The organism is Buttiauxella sp. AC038 (assembly GCF_979253565.1).
Genome location: NZ_CEEDCQ010000001.1, coordinates 539,066 through 555,809, shown reverse-complemented (window position 1 = coordinate 555,809; position 16,744 = coordinate 539,066). Strand labels below are relative to the sequence as shown.

General features: G+C 50.0%; 12 protein-coding genes, 2 tRNA genes and 2 pseudogenes. All 16 read right to left on the bottom strand.

Going from position 1 to position 16,744, the window contains the following annotated elements; translation table 11 throughout:
- Nucleotides 1-3: 3 nt before the first annotated feature.
- A pseudogene (gene mtr, locus AC0IXI_RS02730) lies at nucleotides 4-1,246 on the bottom strand (tryptophan permease).
- Between the two features lie 157 nt (nucleotides 1,247-1,403).
- Entirely contained in the window at nucleotides 1,404-3,395 is a 1,992-nt protein-coding gene (locus tag AC0IXI_RS02725) for a DEAD/DEAH family ATP-dependent RNA helicase (RefSeq protein WP_134184795.1), read from the bottom strand.
- Nucleotides 3,388-3,465 (bottom strand): protein YrbN, encoded by a 78-nt coding sequence (yrbN, locus tag AC0IXI_RS02720; RefSeq protein ID WP_110510645.1) that lies wholly within the window; start codon nucleotides 3,463-3,465, stop codon nucleotides 3,388-3,390. The genes AC0IXI_RS02725 and yrbN overlap by 8 nt, the downstream gene beginning before the upstream one ends.
- Before the next feature lie 110 nt (nucleotides 3,466-3,575).
- Nucleotides 3,576-4,460: a lipoprotein NlpI gene (gene nlpI, locus AC0IXI_RS02715; protein WP_064514048.1), complete on the bottom strand. Its 885-nt coding sequence runs from the start codon at nucleotides 4,458-4,460 to the stop codon at nucleotides 3,576-3,578.
- 117 nt (nucleotides 4,461-4,577) lie between these two features.
- The gene (pnp, locus tag AC0IXI_RS02710; RefSeq protein ID WP_134184797.1) at nucleotides 4,578-6,707 is read right to left on the bottom strand and encodes a polyribonucleotide nucleotidyltransferase; all 2,130 of its coding nucleotides are present in this window, start codon (nucleotides 6,705-6,707) and stop codon (nucleotides 4,578-4,580) included.
- Nucleotides 6,708-6,952: 245 nt separating this feature from the next.
- The gene (gene rpsO / locus AC0IXI_RS02705) at nucleotides 6,953-7,222 is read right to left on the bottom strand and encodes a 30S ribosomal protein S15 (RefSeq protein ID WP_064514052.1); all 270 of its coding nucleotides are present in this window, start codon (nucleotides 7,220-7,222) and stop codon (nucleotides 6,953-6,955) included.
- Nucleotides 7,223-7,375: 153 nt separating this feature from the next.
- The gene (truB, locus tag AC0IXI_RS02700; protein ID WP_471681886.1) at nucleotides 7,376-8,320 is read right to left on the bottom strand and encodes a tRNA pseudouridine(55) synthase TruB; all 945 of its coding nucleotides are present in this window, start codon (nucleotides 8,318-8,320) and stop codon (nucleotides 7,376-7,378) included.
- On the bottom strand, nucleotides 8,320-8,724 hold the full coding sequence (gene rbfA, locus AC0IXI_RS02695) for a 30S ribosome-binding factor RbfA (protein WP_034459684.1): 405 nt from the start codon (nucleotides 8,722-8,724) through the stop codon (nucleotides 8,320-8,322). Before rbfA ends, truB begins: the two co-directional genes overlap by 1 nt.
- A gap of 68 nt (nucleotides 8,725-8,792) precedes the next feature.
- Nucleotides 8,793-11,477 (bottom strand): translation initiation factor IF-2, encoded by a 2,685-nt coding sequence (infB, locus tag AC0IXI_RS02690; RefSeq protein WP_064514056.1) that lies wholly within the window; start codon nucleotides 11,475-11,477, stop codon nucleotides 8,793-8,795.
- 24 nt (nucleotides 11,478-11,501) lie between these two features.
- Nucleotides 11,502-12,989, bottom strand: coding sequence for a transcription termination factor NusA (gene nusA / locus AC0IXI_RS02685; RefSeq protein ID WP_034459687.1), 1,488 nt, complete (start codon nucleotides 12,987-12,989; stop codon nucleotides 11,502-11,504).
- A 27-nt stretch (nucleotides 12,990-13,016) separates the two neighbouring features.
- Entirely contained in the window at nucleotides 13,017-13,469 is a 453-nt protein-coding gene (gene rimP, locus AC0IXI_RS02680; protein ID WP_072009469.1) for a ribosome maturation factor RimP, read from the bottom strand.
- Nucleotides 13,470-13,679: 210 nt separating this feature from the next.
- Nucleotides 13,680-13,756 (bottom strand) — tRNA-Met (locus AC0IXI_RS02675).
- A gap of 60 nt (nucleotides 13,757-13,816) precedes the next feature.
- Nucleotides 13,817-13,903, bottom strand: a tRNA-Leu gene (locus AC0IXI_RS02670).
- Between the two features lie 45 nt (nucleotides 13,904-13,948).
- Nucleotides 13,949-14,278 carry a preprotein translocase subunit SecG gene (gene secG / locus AC0IXI_RS02665; protein ID WP_034459692.1) on the bottom strand — a complete coding sequence of 110 codons (330 nt, stop codon included), beginning with the start codon at nucleotides 14,276-14,278 and terminating at the stop codon, nucleotides 13,949-13,951.
- 234 nt (nucleotides 14,279-14,512) lie between these two features.
- On the bottom strand, nucleotides 14,513-15,850 hold the full coding sequence (gene glmM, locus AC0IXI_RS02660) for a phosphoglucosamine mutase (protein WP_471683190.1): 1,338 nt from the start codon (nucleotides 15,848-15,850) through the stop codon (nucleotides 14,513-14,515).
- A gap of 15 nt (nucleotides 15,851-15,865) precedes the next feature.
- A pseudogene (gene folP / locus AC0IXI_RS02655) lies at nucleotides 15,866-16,690 on the bottom strand (dihydropteroate synthase); the annotation flags it as partial.
- Between the last annotated feature and the right edge of the window lie 54 nt (nucleotides 16,691-16,744).

Below are 16,744 nucleotides of genomic sequence, written 5' to 3'. Positions count from 1 at the left end.
AACTTAGTGATAAACCGGCAGTAAATCGAAGCTTGAAAGGATATGGATAGCGGCGTTTGTCACACCGAAGATAAGAATCAGCACAATCATTTTATTCCCGCCCCACACCCGGTAAGTCGGGCTGCCAAATTTCTTGCGAGAAGCTTTTGCGAGAAGAGCTGGAACAATTGCCGCCCAGATAGTCGCCGCCAACCCCGCAAATCCAATCGCGTAGATAAATCCATCAGGCCAGATACCCCCCTAACATTGGCGGGATGAAAGTCACTAACGCGGTTTTCAAGCGACCTAAAGGTGAGTCATCAAATTTAAACAGATCGGCCAGATAATCGAATAAGCCTAATGTCACCCCCAGGAATGAACTGGCAACAGCGAAGTTGGAGAAAACGATCAACAGTAAATCCAGGGTACGACTGTTCAGTACACCACTCAATGCACCGACCAACACATCAATATTCCCGCCTTTATCAGCAATCGCAATAAAATCACTGCGCGGAATATTTCCCATACTGCCCACCAACCAAATGATGTACAACACCAACGCCATCAGCGTTCCCCAGACAAGGCAACGCTTAATAGTCTGTGGATCTTTACCGTAATACTTCATCAGGCTCGGCACATTGCCGTGATAGCCAAATGAGGCCAGGCAAAATGGCAACGTCATAAACATATACGGCAAATAGCTTGGGTTGATGGCTTTGCTATCGAGAAGTGTTGCGGGTTCGACATGCCACATCAGGCCGCCAAACGTCATAAAGAAAGTCAAGATTTTCGCGCCAAGCACGATGGTCGTCATGCGGCTGACTGCGCGGGTACTGAGCCAGACGATAAAAGCGACCACCAGGGCAAATATCAACCCGGCGAACCTTGCGGGGAAATCGACAGACATTTTGCCAAGCGTGTGGTGAATCACCGAGCCGCTTGCCGAAATGTAGGCGTAGGTCAGGATATACAGCACAAAAGCGATAGAGAGGCCATTGATCAGATTCCAACCTTTACCCAGCAAATCTTTAGTGACGGTATCAAAGCTTGAGCCTACGCGGTAGTTGAGGTTGGCTTCCAGAATCATCAATCCGGAATGCAGCATACAAAACCAGGTCACTAATAACGCTGCAATAGACCAGAAGAACCACGCCCCAGACATCACCACCGGCAGAGAGAACATTCCTGCACCAATAATAGTGCCGCCAATAATCATTACCCCACCAAAAATAGACGGCGAGGCGTGGGTGGTTGCTAAAGTTGCCATACGAATTCCTGAGACAAAGAACGACTGTCGAAGTGACAGCCTTGCTGCGCTACATTGTACCAGTACATGAGTACAATTTGGATAAAAAAATCCCGGTTGCATTAACCAGGATTTTTATCACTGCCTGCTGGTAAACAGCAGGCATAAACTTCTGTGATTATGCTTCTGTTGTACGACGACGAGCAGGAGCTGCACCGTCTTCACGACGTGGGCCACGACCGCCTTCACGACGTTCGCCGCTGAAACTACGTGGTGCACCAGCACCTGCTGGGCCATCACGACGTGGACCGCGACCGCCTTCACGACGCTCACCACCACCGAAACCACGACCAGCACCTGCTGCTGCACCGCCGCCACGACGTTCGCCGCCACGGTCAGTACGAGGCTGAGCATCACCCATCAGCTGCATATTCATTGGTTTGTTCAGAATACGAGTACGGGTAAAGTGCTGCAGGATTTCGCCCGGCATGCCTTTTGGCAGTTCGATAGTAGAGTGAGTACCGAACAGTTTGATGTTACCGATGTAACGGCTGCTGATATCACCTTCGTTAGCGATAGCGCCAACGATATGACGAACTTCAACACCATCATCACGGCCAACTTCAATGCGGTACAGTTCCATATCGCCAACATCACGACGTTCGCGACGTGGTGCATCACCATCACGCTGTGGACGATCTGAACGCTCTGGACGGTCACCGCGCGGTGCACGATCTGGACGATCGCCACGTGGTGCACGGTCTGAACGTTCGAAACGCTCATCGCGCTCACGGAATTCACGACGTGGACGCATTGGTGCATCTGGTGGCAGGATCAGAGGACGTTCGCCCTGTGCCATTTTCAGCAGTGCTGCAGCCAGTGTTTCCATATCCAGCGCTTCTTCTGATTCAGCAGAAGGTTGGATTTTTGCAAGCAGACCACGGTACAGATCCAGATCGCTGCTTTCCAGTTGCTGCTGAACTTTAGCTGCAAACTTAGCCAGACGACGCTCACTCAGCAGATCGCGGTTTGGCAGTTCAACTTCAGGAATAGTCAGCTTCATGGTGCGTTCGATGTTACGCAGCAGACGACGCTCACGGTTCTCAACGAACAGCAGAGCACGACCAGCACGACCAGCACGACCTGTACGGCCGATACGGTGAACGTAAGACTCGGAGTCCATCGGGATGTCGTAGTTAACAACCAGGCTGATACGCTCAACGTCCAGGCCACGAGCTGCAACGTCGGTTGCAATCAGGATATCCAGACGACCGTCTTTCAGACGCTCCAGGGTTTGCTCACGCAGTGCCTGGTTCATGTCACCGTTCAGTGCAGCACTGTTATAGCCGCTCTGTTCCAGCGCTTCAGCCACTTCCAGAGTTGCGTTTTTGGTACGTACGAAGATGATCGCCGCATCAAAATCTTCAGACTCGAGGAAACGAACCAGTGCTTCGTTCTTACGCATACCGTGCACAGTCCAATAGCTCTGGCTGATGTCCGGGCGAGTAGTCACGCTAGATTGAATGCGCACTTCCTGCGGATCTTTCATGAAGCGACGAGTAATACGACGAATCGCTTCTGGCATAGTTGCAGAGAACAGAGCGGTCTGGTGACCTTCTGGGATCTGAGCCATGATGGTTTCAACGTCTTCGATGAAGCCCATACGCAACATTTCATCAGCTTCGTCCAGTACCAGACCTTTCAGGCTGGACAGATTCAGCGTACCGCGTTTTAAGTGGTCAAGCAGGCGACCTGGGGTACCAACAACAATTTGTGGTCCCTGACGCAGGGCGCGCAGCTGCACGTCATAACGCTGGCCACCGTAAAGGGCAACAACGTTTACGCCATGCATATGTTTAGAGAAATCCGTCATGGCTTCAGCAACCTGAACCGCCAGTTCGCGGGTCGGTGCCAGCACCAGGATTTGTGGTGCTTTTAGCTCTGGATCAAGGTTGTGCAGCAGCGGTAAAGAGAACGCTGCAGTTTTGCCGCTACCAGTCTGGGCCATACCCAGTACATCGCGGCCAGCCAGCAGCTGTGGGATACACTCTGCCTGGATTGGAGATGGTTTTTCGTAACCCAGATCGTTCAGGGCTTTAAGGATGGAGTCGTTAAGACCCAGATCAGAAAAAGTAGTTTCGATAGTAGTAGTCTCGATGATGTCAGTCATGTAGTACACGTGCCTCGTAGATGGCGGCCAGTCTACATAACTCATCGTGAAATTGACCTGCAATTTTCATTGAAAAGTGTGAACCGGCTCAAATTTGGTTGATTAACGAACAAAAACGCCCTCACCCGTTAAGGTGATGACTTTAATAAAAAAGTTTATGGGCTGATCGATGTTCGTCAGCTATTGCTGGTCCGATTCTGCCAGGTCATCTTGCTCCTGGCCCAAGAGCGCTAATTCCAACAATGCATAACGATGCTCAACGTAGTTGTGTACGTTGTTAGCGACCGCTAACTTGAACAGTGCCGTGGCGCTGTCCTTTTCCCCCAGACTTAGGTAGTACTTACCTAAATAGAAGTTGGTTTCACTGAGATGCTCAGCGAGCGAGGTGTTATCCGTTGCGTCCGCCTCGAGGCGTTCCATTAACGTTTTTTCGTTAATGTTCCCCAGGTAGAACTCGACAATGTTCCATCCCCATTGCTCTTTGTCCGATTTATCGAGGCGCTGTTGTAACGCCACTTTAGCCTGCTTTGCATCTAAATTGCTTTCAGCAATATAGAGCCACAGACTACGGAAAGGATCATTGGGATCGTCTTGATAAAACGCTAGCAGATCATCTTGCGCTAAACGATAACGACCACCGTAGTAGAGGGCGATACCGCGATTTAAATGCGCATAGTTGTAAGTTGGATCAAGCTCAAGTACAGAATCAAACGCTTCATAGGCAGCATCAAAATTGCCTGCCTGCGTTAAATATATACCTAAGTAATTGAATACTTCAGGCATATCGGGGCGGATTGCCAACGCTTGTGAAAAATCATTTCGCGCTAGAGCCCGCAAGCCAAGGCTATCATACAACACTCCGCGCTCATATAAAAGCTGCGCGCGCTCATCATCGGTTAAAGCCCGGCTGGCAAGTATCTGTTCCATGCGTGCAAGAATGACTTCTTGCTGCAAAGTCGGCTGCAATGGCACCGCCAGGACTTCACGTTCACGCCAGGAGGAGTTGCTGCATCCTGCCAGCGCGAGAGCTGTCGCAACGAAACACCAGCGCAAAAAAGGCTTCATTTCCCACTCCCGAAGACAACATATGGATGACGTCCTGTCCGCCGGCTCTAAAACGAGACTCCCTGCCCCGTAATAAATAGCTCTCCATGTCGCCATGGAGAGCTTAATCGGTATAGCTTACTCAGCTTCTGGTGCAGCTGGTGCTGCGCTTTCCGCTGGGGACTGCTCAGTTGCTTCTTTGATGCTCAGACGAACACGGCCCTGGCGGTCAACTTCCAGTACTTTAACTGGAACTTCTTGACCCATCTGCAGGTAGTCAGTCACTTTCTCTACGCGCTTGTCAGCGATTTGAGAAATGTGCACCAGACCTTCTTTGCCGCCGCCGATAGCAACGAATGCACCGAAATCTACGATACGAGTAACTTTACCCTGGTAGATACGGCCGACTTCGATTTCAGCAGTGATCTCTTCGATACGACGAATAGCAAACTTCGCTTTCTCGCCATCGGTCGCCGCGATTTTCACGGTGCCGTCATCTTCGATTTCGATAGTTGTACCGGTTTCTTCGGTCAGCGCACGAATCACAGAACCACCCTTACCGATCACGTCTTTGATCTTGTCTGGGTTGATTTTGATTGTGTGAATACGTGGAGCGAACTGAGAGATATCGCCACGCGGAGCGTTGATAGCCTGTTCCATCACGCCAAGGATATGCAGACGCGCACCTTTAGCCTGGTTCAGAGCCACCTGCATGATTTCGCGGGTGATGCCTTCGATTTTGATATCCATCTGCAGTGCAGAGATACCTTCACGGCTACCAGCAACTTTAAAGTCCATGTCGCCCAGGTGATCTTCGTCACCCAGAATGTCAGACAGAACAACAAAGTTCTCGCCTTCTTTAACCAGACCCATCGCAATACCGGCTACAGCGGCTTTGATTGGCACGCCTGCATCCATCAGTGCCAGAGAAGCACCACATACGGAAGCCATGGAAGAAGAACCGTTAGATTCAGTAATTTCTGACACTACACGCACGGTGTACGGGAAGCGGTCAGCTTCTGGCATAACAGCCAGTACGCCACGCTTAGCCAGACGACCATGACCAATCTCACGACGCTTCGGTGAACCGACCATGCCGGTTTCGCCTACGGAGTACGGAGGGAAGTTGTAGTGGAACAGGAAGTTGTCGGTACGTTCGCCCATCAACTCATCCAGGTTCTGTGCATCACGTGCGGTACCCAGAGTTGCTGTAACCAGCGCCTGAGTTTCACCACGGGTGAACAGTGCAGAACCGTGAGTGCGTGGCAGAACGCCAGTACGCACATCCAGACCACGGATCATGTCTTTTTCGCGGCCATCGATACGCAGCTCGCCAGCCAGAATACGGCTACGAACAACATTTTTCTCGATAGCGTGCAGAATGTCGCTTACTTCGCCAGCATCAATTGAATCGTCTTCAGCTGACAATGCAGCGATAACGTCAGATTTGATGATGTCGACTTGTGCGTAACGCTCTTGCTTATCAGTAATACGGTAAGCATCGCTCAGACGGGATTCAGCAAGTGCAGCAACGCGTGCATTCAGCGCTTCGTTAGCCGCTTCTGGCTGCCAGTCCCAACGTGGTTTGCCAGCTTCAGCAACCAGAGAGTTGATGTTCTGGATAACAATTTGCTGTTGTTCGTGGCCAAATACAACCGCGCCCAGCATCTGGTCTTCGCTCAGCAGTTCAGCTTCGGATTCAACCATCAGCACAGCACCTTCGGTACCGGCAACAACCAGGTCCAGCTTGCTGGTTTTCAGTTCATCAGCAGTTGGGTTCAGAACATACTGGTCATTGATATAACCAACACGTGCAGAGCCAATTGGGCCGTTGAACGGAATACCAGACAGGCTCAGAGCGGCAGAAGCACCAATCATTGCAACGATATCTGGGTGAACTTGTGGGTTCACGGAAACAACGGTCGCGATAACCTGAACTTCGTTCACGAAACCTTCCGGGAACAGCGGACGCACTGGACGGTCAATCAGACGCGCGATCAGTGTTTCACCTTCGCTTGGACGGCCTTCACGACGGAAGAAGCTACCCGGGATACGACCAGCAGCGTAAGTACGCTCCTGATAGTTAACAGTCAGAGGGAAGAAATCCTGGCCTGCTTTCGCTTTTTTCTGACCGACTACGGTCACGAATACAGCGGTGTCGTCCATGCTGACCATTACTGCTGCGGTAGCCTGGCGAGCCATCATACCGGTCTCTATTGTGACCGTATGCTGACCGTATTGAAATTTACGGACAATCGGAGTTAGCAAAATAATATCCTTAATAATCTTTGGTAGCAGGTGATTGCACTTGCTCCGTTTAACCCGATCTCTATCGCATCCTCGCGACTAATGACAACCCTAACCCGCCCATGCGGATAAAGCCTCTCATTAGCCGCGCGAACCTCTGCAACAAAGATCACACACTGCAACAATACATTAGTTTCCATAGAATTGCTGCCATCTGGTTGAAAAAAGGGGCCTTAAAAGGCCCCTTTTTCTGAAACTCGCAAGACTTAGCGACGCAGACCCAGACGCTCGATCAGGCTGGTGTAACGTGCTACATCTTTACGCTTCAGGTAGTCGAGCAGTTTACGACGCTGAGAAACCATACGCAGCAGACCACGACGGCTGTGGTGATCTTTTTTGTGCTCAGAGAAGTGACCCTGCAGGTGGTTGATCTGAGCAGTCAGCAGTGCAACCTGAACTTCGGTAGAACCGCTGTCGTTAGAACCACGACCAAACTCGGAAACGATTTTTGCTTTAGCTTCAACGCTTAGAGACATTTTAAACTCCAAAATTATAGATAAAAAGATAGAGTGCCGATCTCTAATTCAGCAACTCCAGTGCACTTTCACAACAATGTTAAACAAAGGTATGAAAGTTAAGCCGCGCCATTTTACCTGTAGCCACCTCTTATCGCAAGGCAACTCCAGGTGTCAGAGCGGATACTCAACAACCAGACGACGAGGCGCTACGCGTCCATCATCATCAATTTCGGCCATGCCGATAAATTTGCCTTCATCACCTTCGGTGACGCGGACTAGCCCTTCTGCCGGGCTACCCGCCACTTGCACTGGCTGCCCATTCTTGAAGTAACCCGCAACAGCAGGTAATAAATTCACGATTGGGAAGTCTGAAGCCGGACTATCCATTGGCATCAATAATGGATCTAACAGCACCGATGGCTCAATTTCTTGCGCTTGTGCTTGCTCAACCAATGCATGCAATTGCTCAAGCGTTACCATGCGTTCGACAGGATACTTGCTCACTGCAAGGCGACGCAGGAAAGTCACATGGGCACCACAACCGAGTTTTTCACCTAAATCATCAGTGATGGTCCGGATGTACGTTCCCTTAGAACAGTGAATTTCCAACTCAAGTTCATTGCCTTCATGGCGAATAAACAGAAGTTCGTAAACCGTGATAGGCCGTGCTTCACGCGGCACTTCGATACCCTGGCGCGCATACTCATAAAGTGGCTTGCCTTGATATTTCAGTGCGGAGTACATCGATGGAACTTGCTGTGTTTCACCACGAAAGCTATCTAACGCTTGCGCCAGCTCTTGCTCGGTAAAGGTTACCGGACGCTCCTGAACGACAGTGCCATCAGCGTCAGAAGTATCAGTGCGTTGCCCAAGGCGGGCAATAACACGGTAACGCTTGTCGGAATCAAGTAGATAACGCGAGAATTTTGTCGCTTCTCCGAGGCAAATCGGCAGCATTCCGGTTGCAAGCGGGTCAAGCGCTCCGGTATGACCGGCACGGTTAGCGTTATAAATACGCTTCACTTTCTGCAACGCGTCGTTCGAAGATAAACCCTGAGGTTTATCTAACAACAGTACTCCGTGGATATCACGACCACGACGACGAGGACGACTCATTAATCCTCCTTGCTGTCATCCGTATCGTTTACACGGCGCTCATCATCGTTTCTGATGACGTTAGAAACCAGATTCGACATGCGCATACCTTCAACCAACGAGTTATCGTAGAAGAAAGTCAGTTCAGGCACGATACGCAGGCGCATTGCTTTGCCCAGCAAAGAACGAATGTAGCCAGAAGCATCCTGTAAAACCTTGATGCCTTCTTTCACTGCTTGTTCGTCTTTATCGTTCAGGAAGGTTACAAACACTTTTGCATAAGCCAGATCGCGTGACACTTCGACACCAGAAACGGTGGTCATCATGCCCAGACGCGGGTCTTTAATTTCGCGCTGCAGGATGATTGCGATTTCTTTCTGCAATTCCTGGGAAACACGCTGTGGGCGACCAAATTCTTTCGCCATAATAAATTCTCCATAAAATCAGGGGGCGCTCGGCCCCCTAAAGATATTACCTATGTACCCGGCTGATATCAGGCGATGGTACGTTGGATTTCGATGATTTCGAATACTTCGATCACATCACCAACACGCACATCGTTGTAGTTCTTCACGCCGATACCACATTCCATACCGTTACGAACTTCGTTAGCGTCATCTTTGAAGCGGCGCAGGGATTCCAGCTCGCCTTCATAGATAACAACGTTGTCGCGCAGAACACGGATTGGGTTGTGACGTTTGACCACACCCTCGGTAACCATACAACCTGCGATTGCGCCAAATTTCGGTGATTTGAACACGTCGCGAACTTCGGCCAGGCCGAGGATCTGTTGTTTCAGTTCCGGAGACAGCATGCCGCTCATTGCTGCTTTAACTTCGTCAATCAGATGGTAGATGACGGAGTAGTAACGCAGATCCAGGCTTTCTGACTCGATAACGCGGCGTGCAGATGCATCAGCACGAACGTTGAAGCCAACCAGAATAGCGTTAGAAGCTGCAGCAAGCGTAGCGTCAGTCTCAGTGATACCACCAACACCGGAACCGATGATTTTAACTTTAACTTCATCAGTAGACAGTTTCAGCAGGGAATCGCAGATCGCTTCAACAGAACCCTGAACGTCCGCTTTCAGCACAACGTTAACTTCAGACACTTCGCCTTCGGTCATGTTGGCGAACATGTTTTCAAGTTTAGATTTCTGCTGGCGAGCCAGTTTAACTTCGCGGAATTTACCCTGACGATACAGAGCAACTTCACGAGCTTTTTTCTCGTCACGAACAACTGTTACTTCATCACCCGCTGCCGGAACACCAGACAGACCAAGGATTTCAACAGGAATAGACGGACCCGCTTCAGTAACTTCACGACCCATTTCGTCACGCATTGCACGAACACGGCCATATTCGAAGCCACAAAGAACGATGTCGCCTTTATTCAGGGAACCTTCACGAACCAGAACAGTTGCTACCGGGCCACGACCTTTATCCAGGAAGGATTCGATAACCACACCGCTCGCCATACCATCACGCATTGCTTTCAGTTCGAGAACTTCAGCTTGCAGAAGGATTGCGTTCAGAAGTTCGTCAATACCAGTACCTGCTTTAGCAGATACGTGGATGAACTGGCTTTCACCGCCCCACTCTTCTGGCATGATGCCGTACTGAGACAGTTCCTGCTTAACGCGGTCTGGATCAGCTTCTGGCTTATCGATTTTGTTCACTGCAACCACTACCGGCACCTGCGCCGCTTTCGCGTGCTGGATAGCTTCGATAGTTTGTGGCATCACGCCATCGTCTGCAGCAACAACCAGAACAACGATATCCGTTGCCTGAGCACCACGAGCACGCATAGACGTAAACGCTGCGTGGCCCGGGGTATCCAGGAAGGTAACCATACCGTTTTCAGTTTCTACGTGGTATGCACCGATGTGCTGGGTAATACCACCCGCTTCGCCAGACGCTACTTTAGTAGAACGAATGTAGTCGAGCAGGGAAGTTTTACCGTGGTCAACGTGACCCATGATGGTAACAACTGGAGCACGTGACTCAGCAACTGCGTCAGTGTCACGGTCGCTCATCAGCGCTTCTTCCAGCTCGTTTTCACGGCGCAGGATAACTTTGTGGCCCATCTCTTCGGCAACCAGCTGTGCGGTTTCCTGGTCGATGACCTGGTTAATGGTTGCCATTGCGCCCAGTTTCATCATCGCTTTGATGACCTGAGAGCCTTTAACAGCCATTTTATTAGCCAGTTCTGCAACAGTCACTGTTTCGCCGATTACGACGTCACGGTTAACTGCCTGCGCAGGCTTGTTGAAGCCTTGCTGCAGAGAACTTGGTTTACGCTTACCTTTACCACCACGAACTGCAGCACGCGCTTCTTCACGGTCAGCTTTAGACTCGCCGTGTTTGCCGCCTTTTTTCTGGCGTGGTGCTTTAGTTGTCGCAGTACGAGCACGAGTACGGCCAGCTTCAACTTCGCGGTCGTTTTCGTCTTCAGCCTGGCGAGCGTGTTGAGAAGTGGTTACATGGTAATCAGATTTATCGTCTTCCACTTTCTCTTCTTCCGTCCAAACACCTGCGTTAGCTTCAGCCATTTTACGGGCCTCTTCAGCTACACGACGGGCGTCTTCTTCTAATTTGCGACGGGCTTCTTCTTCAGCTTTGCGCTTAAGCTCTGCAGCTTCAGCTTCGCGACGGGCTTTATCTGCCTGGGCGCTTTTCGTCATATCGTCTTGTTGATTGCTCACTTTGTCTTTTTCCGCAGCTTCACGTTTCGCTTTATCAGCGGCTTCACGCTTAGCTTTATCTTCAGCTTCACGTTTAGCTTTTTCTTGCGCCTGACGATTGGCAGCTTCCTGCGCCTCACGTTGGGCTTGCTCTTCCGCTTCACGCTGCGCCTGTTCTTCCGCGGCAAGACGTTCTGTCTCTTGCGGATCACGTTTCACAAAGGTGCGCTTCTTGCGGACTTCGATTTGTACCGATTTACTTTTCCCACCGGTACCTGGAATGTTTAAAGTACTGCGCGTTTTGCGCTGTAATGTCAACTTATCTGGCGCAGAACCGTGTTCACGATTCAGGTGCGCCAGTAATGTCTGTTTTTCCTGGGCCGAGACAGAATCATCAGCAGCCTTAGGGATCCCTGCATCAGCAAATTGCTGTACCAGGCGGTCCACGGAGGTCTGAATCTCTGCGGCCAGCGCTTTTACGGTTACATCTGTCATGCTGTTCCTTCCTGCTACAGTTTATTACGCTTCGCCGCCAAACCAGCAGATATTGCGAGCAGCCATAATCAATTCCCCGGCTTTCTCGTTGGTTAAACCTTCAATATCTGACAGATCGTCGACACCTTGCTCAGCCAAATCTTCCAGCGAGCTCACACCGCGTGAAGCGAGTTTAAAGGCCAAGTTGCGATCCATACCTTCGAGGTTCAGCAGATCCTCTTGAGGTTTGTTATCGCCCAGGCTTTCTTCCTGCGCTAATGCCAGTGTGGTGAGGGCGTTTTTGGCGCGATCACGTAATGCTTCCACTGTATCTTCATCAAGGCCGTCAATTTCCAGCAACTCTTTCATCGGCACGTATGCCAACTCTTCGAGGGTGGAGAAGCCTTCTTCTACCAATACAGTGGCAAAATCCTCGTCGATCTCGAGGTATTTGGTAAAGGTATCAATGGCAGCATGTGCTTCAGCCTGATGCTTGGCTTGCAGGTCATCAACAGTCATGACGTTGAGTTCCCAGCCACTCAGCTGTGCGGCCAGACGAACGTTTTGTCCGTTACGACCGATTGCTTGTGCCAGATTGCCTGCCTCTACCGCGATATCCATTGTATGTTTGTCTTCGTCAACAACAATGGAAGCCACGTCAGCCGGAGCCATAGCATTGATAACGAATTGTGCCGGGTTATCGTCCCACAGCACGATATCAATACGCTCACCGCCCAGTTCAGTAGAAACTGCCTGAACACGCGCACCGCGCATGCCAACACAAGCACCTACTGGGTCGATACGCTTGTCGTTGGTTTTCACGGCGATTTTCGCACGAGAACCAGGATCACGAGCAGCGGCTTTGATTTCAATAACTTCTTCGCCAATTTCCGGCACTTCAATGCGGAACAATTCGATCAGCATTTCAGGCTTAGAACGGCTAACAAACAGTTGAGCACCACGAGCTTCCGGACGCACAGCATAAAGCACACCGCGGATACGGTCACCAGGGCGGAAGTTTTCACGCGGTAACATATCTTCGCGAAGAATTACAGCTTCAGCGTTGCTGCCGAGATCAAGAGAGATGTTCTCGCGGTTAACTTTCTTCACCACACCGGTGATGATTTCACCTTCGTGCTCGCGGAACTGATCAACCACCATTGCACGTTCAGCTTCACGTACTTTTTGTACGATAACCTGCTTTGCAGTTTGAGTAGTGATACGGTCAAAGGTTACAGATTCAATCTGGTCTTCAACATATCCGCCAACATTCAGCTCTGGATCTTCGAATTGAGCTGCATCAAGAGTGATTTCACGCGTAGGTTGAGTAACTTCTTCTACAATGACCCAACGGCGGAAAGTATCAAAGTCACCACTTTTACGATCGATGCTAACGCGCACATCAATCTCTTGTTCGTATTTTTTCTTGGTCGCTGTTGCCAGTGCACTTTCCAGCGCTTCGAAAATCTTCTCACGCGGCAGTGATTTTTCGTTGGAAACTGCTTCTACAACAGCCAAAATTTCTTTGTTCATCCTGGGTTTTCACCTCAATCCAAACTATTAAAAGTGGGGTACCAGGTTCGCTTTCTGGATGTTGCTCAGCGCGAACACTTCATCTTTGCCTTCCACCGTAACCGTGATCATCTCACCTTCTACGGCTTTAATAATACCCTGCCATTTACGACGGTTTTGCACGGCCATTCGCAACACAATGCTTACTTCTTCACCGGTAAAACGAACGTAATGCTCGGCGGTGAACATTGGGCGATCAAGGCCTGGTGAGGAAACTTCCAGGTTGTAAGCAACAGTGATAGGGTCTTCGACATCCAGTACTGCGCTTACCTGGTGACTGACATCAGCACAATCATCAACATTGATGCCATCTTCACTATCAATATAGATGCGCAGCGTGGATTGGCGACCTCGAACAAATTCGATTCCTACCAACTCATAGCCCAGCGCCTCGACCGGTGCTGAAATCATCTCTGTTAATTTTTGCTCTAATGTGGACAAGCCCACCCCCAAGAAATAAAAAAAGGGCATATAGCCCAGTTATTCTAAAGTCAGATAACAAAAAACCCCGATAAATCGAGGCTTTATATAACTGAACCCTGTACACCGCGAATGCGGCTCGGACAATATCCAGGAGAATTTTTTTCTAAATTCTTCGCGAGGCACCATCTGGTGTTCACAGTATATTTGAAAAAGAACTCTCAGGGAAAGTGGTTGCGGGGGCCAGATTTGAACTGACGACCTTCGGGTTATGAGCCCGACGAGCTACCAGGCTGCTCCACCCCGCGTCCGAAAACGTGGCAAATATTACGCCGATATTGCATAAAATGCAAGAAATGCAGATATTTTGGTACCGAGGACGGGACTTGAACCCGTAAGCCCAATCGGGCACTACCACCTCAAGGTAGCGTGTCTACCAATTCCACCACCTCGGCACTTTGAACACGGCAATCACTTCTTACCGTATTGAAGCTTACTACTTACTGCGGGATATCGCTGCTCGGCTTGGTAGGTGCCGCTGGCTGTGACTCAGTTTTTGTTGGCTGAGTTAAATTATCCCACACACTTCCTTTATCGGTTTTGTTGGTATTGAGGTTACCCAGTACCAGGCTGATGATAAAGAACAGCGTTGCTAACACAGCGGTCATGCGGGTCATGAAATTACCAGAACCACTTGAACCAAACAGCGTAGCGGAAGCGCCTGCTCCGAAGGAGGCTCCCATATCAGCGCCTTTACCTTGTTGCAGCATGATAAGACCCACAAGGCCCAAGGCTACAATAAGGAAAACAACTAAAAGAGCTTCGTACATATTATCAACCTGTTCCTTGCGGTATTACCGCATACCAAAGCTTCAAACCAGTCAAGCGGATACGTTTAAGTTTACCCACTGAAGCGGGTAAGAATACTAACCAAAGCCGGGGTCACGCGCAAGGGCAATTTATTCACATTTCACTGACTGGAGAAAAAAACAGCAATACATTTGGATTTGTTTATAAAACAGGCGGCAAATGCCGCCTTTTCACACAACCACAGCAGTAATAAATTAAACCGCTTTTACGGCATCGGCGATGCGGTTGGCATACTCGATAACCAGCGCTTCATCTTCACCTTCTACCATCACGCGGATTAAAGGCTCAGTGCCCGATTTACGCAACAGCACACGGCCACGGTTACCCAATGCATCTTCAACTTCAGCGGTCACTTTTTTCACGGTGTCGTGTTCAAGTGGATCGCCGCTGCCCGCAGTAAAGCGCACGTTAACCAAAACTTGTGGGAATAATTTCATTCCGCTACACAAGTCATGAAGGCTCATATGGTTACGCACCATAGCGGTAAGTACTTGCAAACCTGCAACGATACCGTCACCAGTGGTGGTCTTATCTAGCAGGATCACATGACCTGAGTTTTCAGCACCAATTCTCCAGCCTTTCTCCTGAAGTTTTTCCAGTACATAGCGGTCGCCCACTTTTGCACGTGCAAACGGGATACCCAACTGCTTTAAGGCCAGTTCCAGACCCATATTGCTCATCAGCGTACCAACAGCACCACCGCGCAACTGGCCCTGACGGAGTCCTTCACGAGCAATAATGTAGAGGATCTGATCACCATCAACTTTATGGCCCAGATTGTCCACCATGATGACACGATCACCATCACCATCAAGTGCAATACCGATGTCAGCTTTTTCAGCCAGCACTCGTTCCTGCAGCATACGCACGTCAGTGGCACCACATTTTTCGTTGATGTTGACGCCGTTCGGTTCACAACCCACGGTAATGACCGTAGCACCCAGCTCACGAAGCACATTTGGCGCAATGTGATAAGTCGCTCCATTGGCGCAATCGACAACAATTTTGAGGCTGCTGAGGCTTAACTCATTAGGGAATGTGCCTTTGCAGAATTCGATATAGCGACCTGCCGCATCAACAATACGGCTGGCTTTGCCAAGTTCCGCGGAATCAACACAGGTGATCTCTTTTTCCATTTCAGCTTCAATGGCTTCTTCAACTTCGTCGGGCAGTTTTGTGCCGTCAATTGAGAAGAATTTGATCCCGTTATCATAGAACGGGTTATGCGATGCAGAGATAACGATCCCTGCTTCGGCACGGAATGCTCGGGTCAGATAAGCAACGGCAGGCGTTGGCATCGGACCGGTGAATGAAGCAGACAAACCCGCAGCAGCGAGGCCCGCTTCGAGAGCAGACTCCAGCATGTAACCAGAGATACGAGTATCTTTGCCGATAATAATCTTACGCGAGCCGTGGCGTGCTAATACTTTACCCGCAGCCCAGCCGAGCTTCAGCACAAAGTCAGGGGTAATTGGGGAATCGCCTACACGACCGCGGATGCCATCTGTGCCAAAATATTTACGGTTACTCATAGCGTTTTTTTCCTTCGCTGAAAGTGTGGCTTCCACCACGCGCATCGCTTCGACTGACTCTTTTACATCGTGAACTCGAATGATGTTAGCCCCTTGCATCGCAGAAATGACTGCACACGCAATACTGCCACTCAGGCGTTGATCCGGCCCGACATTAAGCAGTTGGCCAACCATTGATTTACGCGACATCCCCACCAATAGCGGTAAGCCAAAGTGATGGAATTCGGAAAGTCGGGCCAAAAGTTGGTAATTGTGGGTCAGATTTTTACCGAAACCGAAGCCGGGGTCGAGCAACAATTTTTCTTTTGCGATGCCTGCCGCTTCACAGCGGGCTATTTGGTCGATAAAAAAGCGATTCACATCTGCAAAAACATCATCGTAACGCGGAGCCTGCTGCATATTCTTAGGTTCGCCCTGCATGTGCATCAGGCAAACAGGCAAACCAGTTTCAGCGGCTGCTTCAAGCGCACCAGGTTCCTGCAACGAGCGAATATCGTTAATTATATGTGCCCCAACCCGAGCCGCTTCGCGAATCACCTCAGGTTTGGAGGTATCGACTGAAATCCAGATCTCAAAGCGCTGTGCAATTGCTTCCACGACCGGAATCACACGCGACAGCTCCTCATCTACACTCACGTCAGCCGCCCCTGGGCGAGTCGACTCACCACCAATATCAATAATCGTCGCACCCGCATTGATCATCGCGTTAGCGTGTTTTAAGGCTTCCACTAACGAATTGTGCTTTCCACCATCGGAAAAAGAGTCTGGCGTGACGTTCAAAATACCCATGATATGAGGATGAGAAAGATCGAGCGTAGTGCCCTGTGCGGTGAGTTTCATCAAAATTCCCTGCATAGACTTTGGTTAAGACAAAAACAAAAACCCCGGGACAAG

Coding starts and splice junctions, on each gene's coding strand:
- yrbN (WP_110510645.1), bottom strand. CDS start 3,465: ATGAAAATTGCAGGTCAATTTCACGATGAGTTATGTAGACTGGCCGCC.
- AC0IXI_RS02725 (WP_134184795.1), bottom strand. CDS start 3,395: ATGACTGACATCATCGAGACTACTACTATCGAAACTACTTTTTCTGAT.
- secG (WP_034459692.1), bottom strand. CDS start 14,278: ATGTACGAAGCTCTTTTAGTTGTTTTCCTTATTGTAGCCTTGGGCCTT.
- nlpI (WP_064514048.1), bottom strand. CDS start 4,460: ATGAAGCCTTTTTTGCGCTGGTGTTTCGTTGCGACAGCTCTCGCGCTG.
- rbfA (WP_034459684.1), bottom strand. CDS start 8,724: ATGGCGAAAGAATTTGGTCGCCCACAGCGTGTTTCCCAGGAATTGCAG.
- rpsO (WP_064514052.1), bottom strand. CDS start 7,222: ATGTCTCTAAGCGTTGAAGCTAAAGCAAAAATCGTTTCCGAGTTTGGT.
- truB (WP_471681886.1), bottom strand. CDS start 8,320: ATGAGTCGTCCTCGTCGTCGTGGTCGTGATATCCACGGAGTACTGTTG.
- glmM (WP_471683190.1), bottom strand. CDS start 15,850: ATGAGTAACCGTAAATATTTTGGCACAGATGGCATCCGCGGTCGTGTA.
- nusA (WP_034459687.1), bottom strand. CDS start 12,989: ATGAACAAAGAAATTTTGGCTGTTGTAGAAGCAGTTTCCAACGAAAAA.
- infB (WP_064514056.1), bottom strand. CDS start 11,477: ATGACAGATGTAACCGTAAAAGCGCTGGCCGCAGAGATTCAGACCTCC.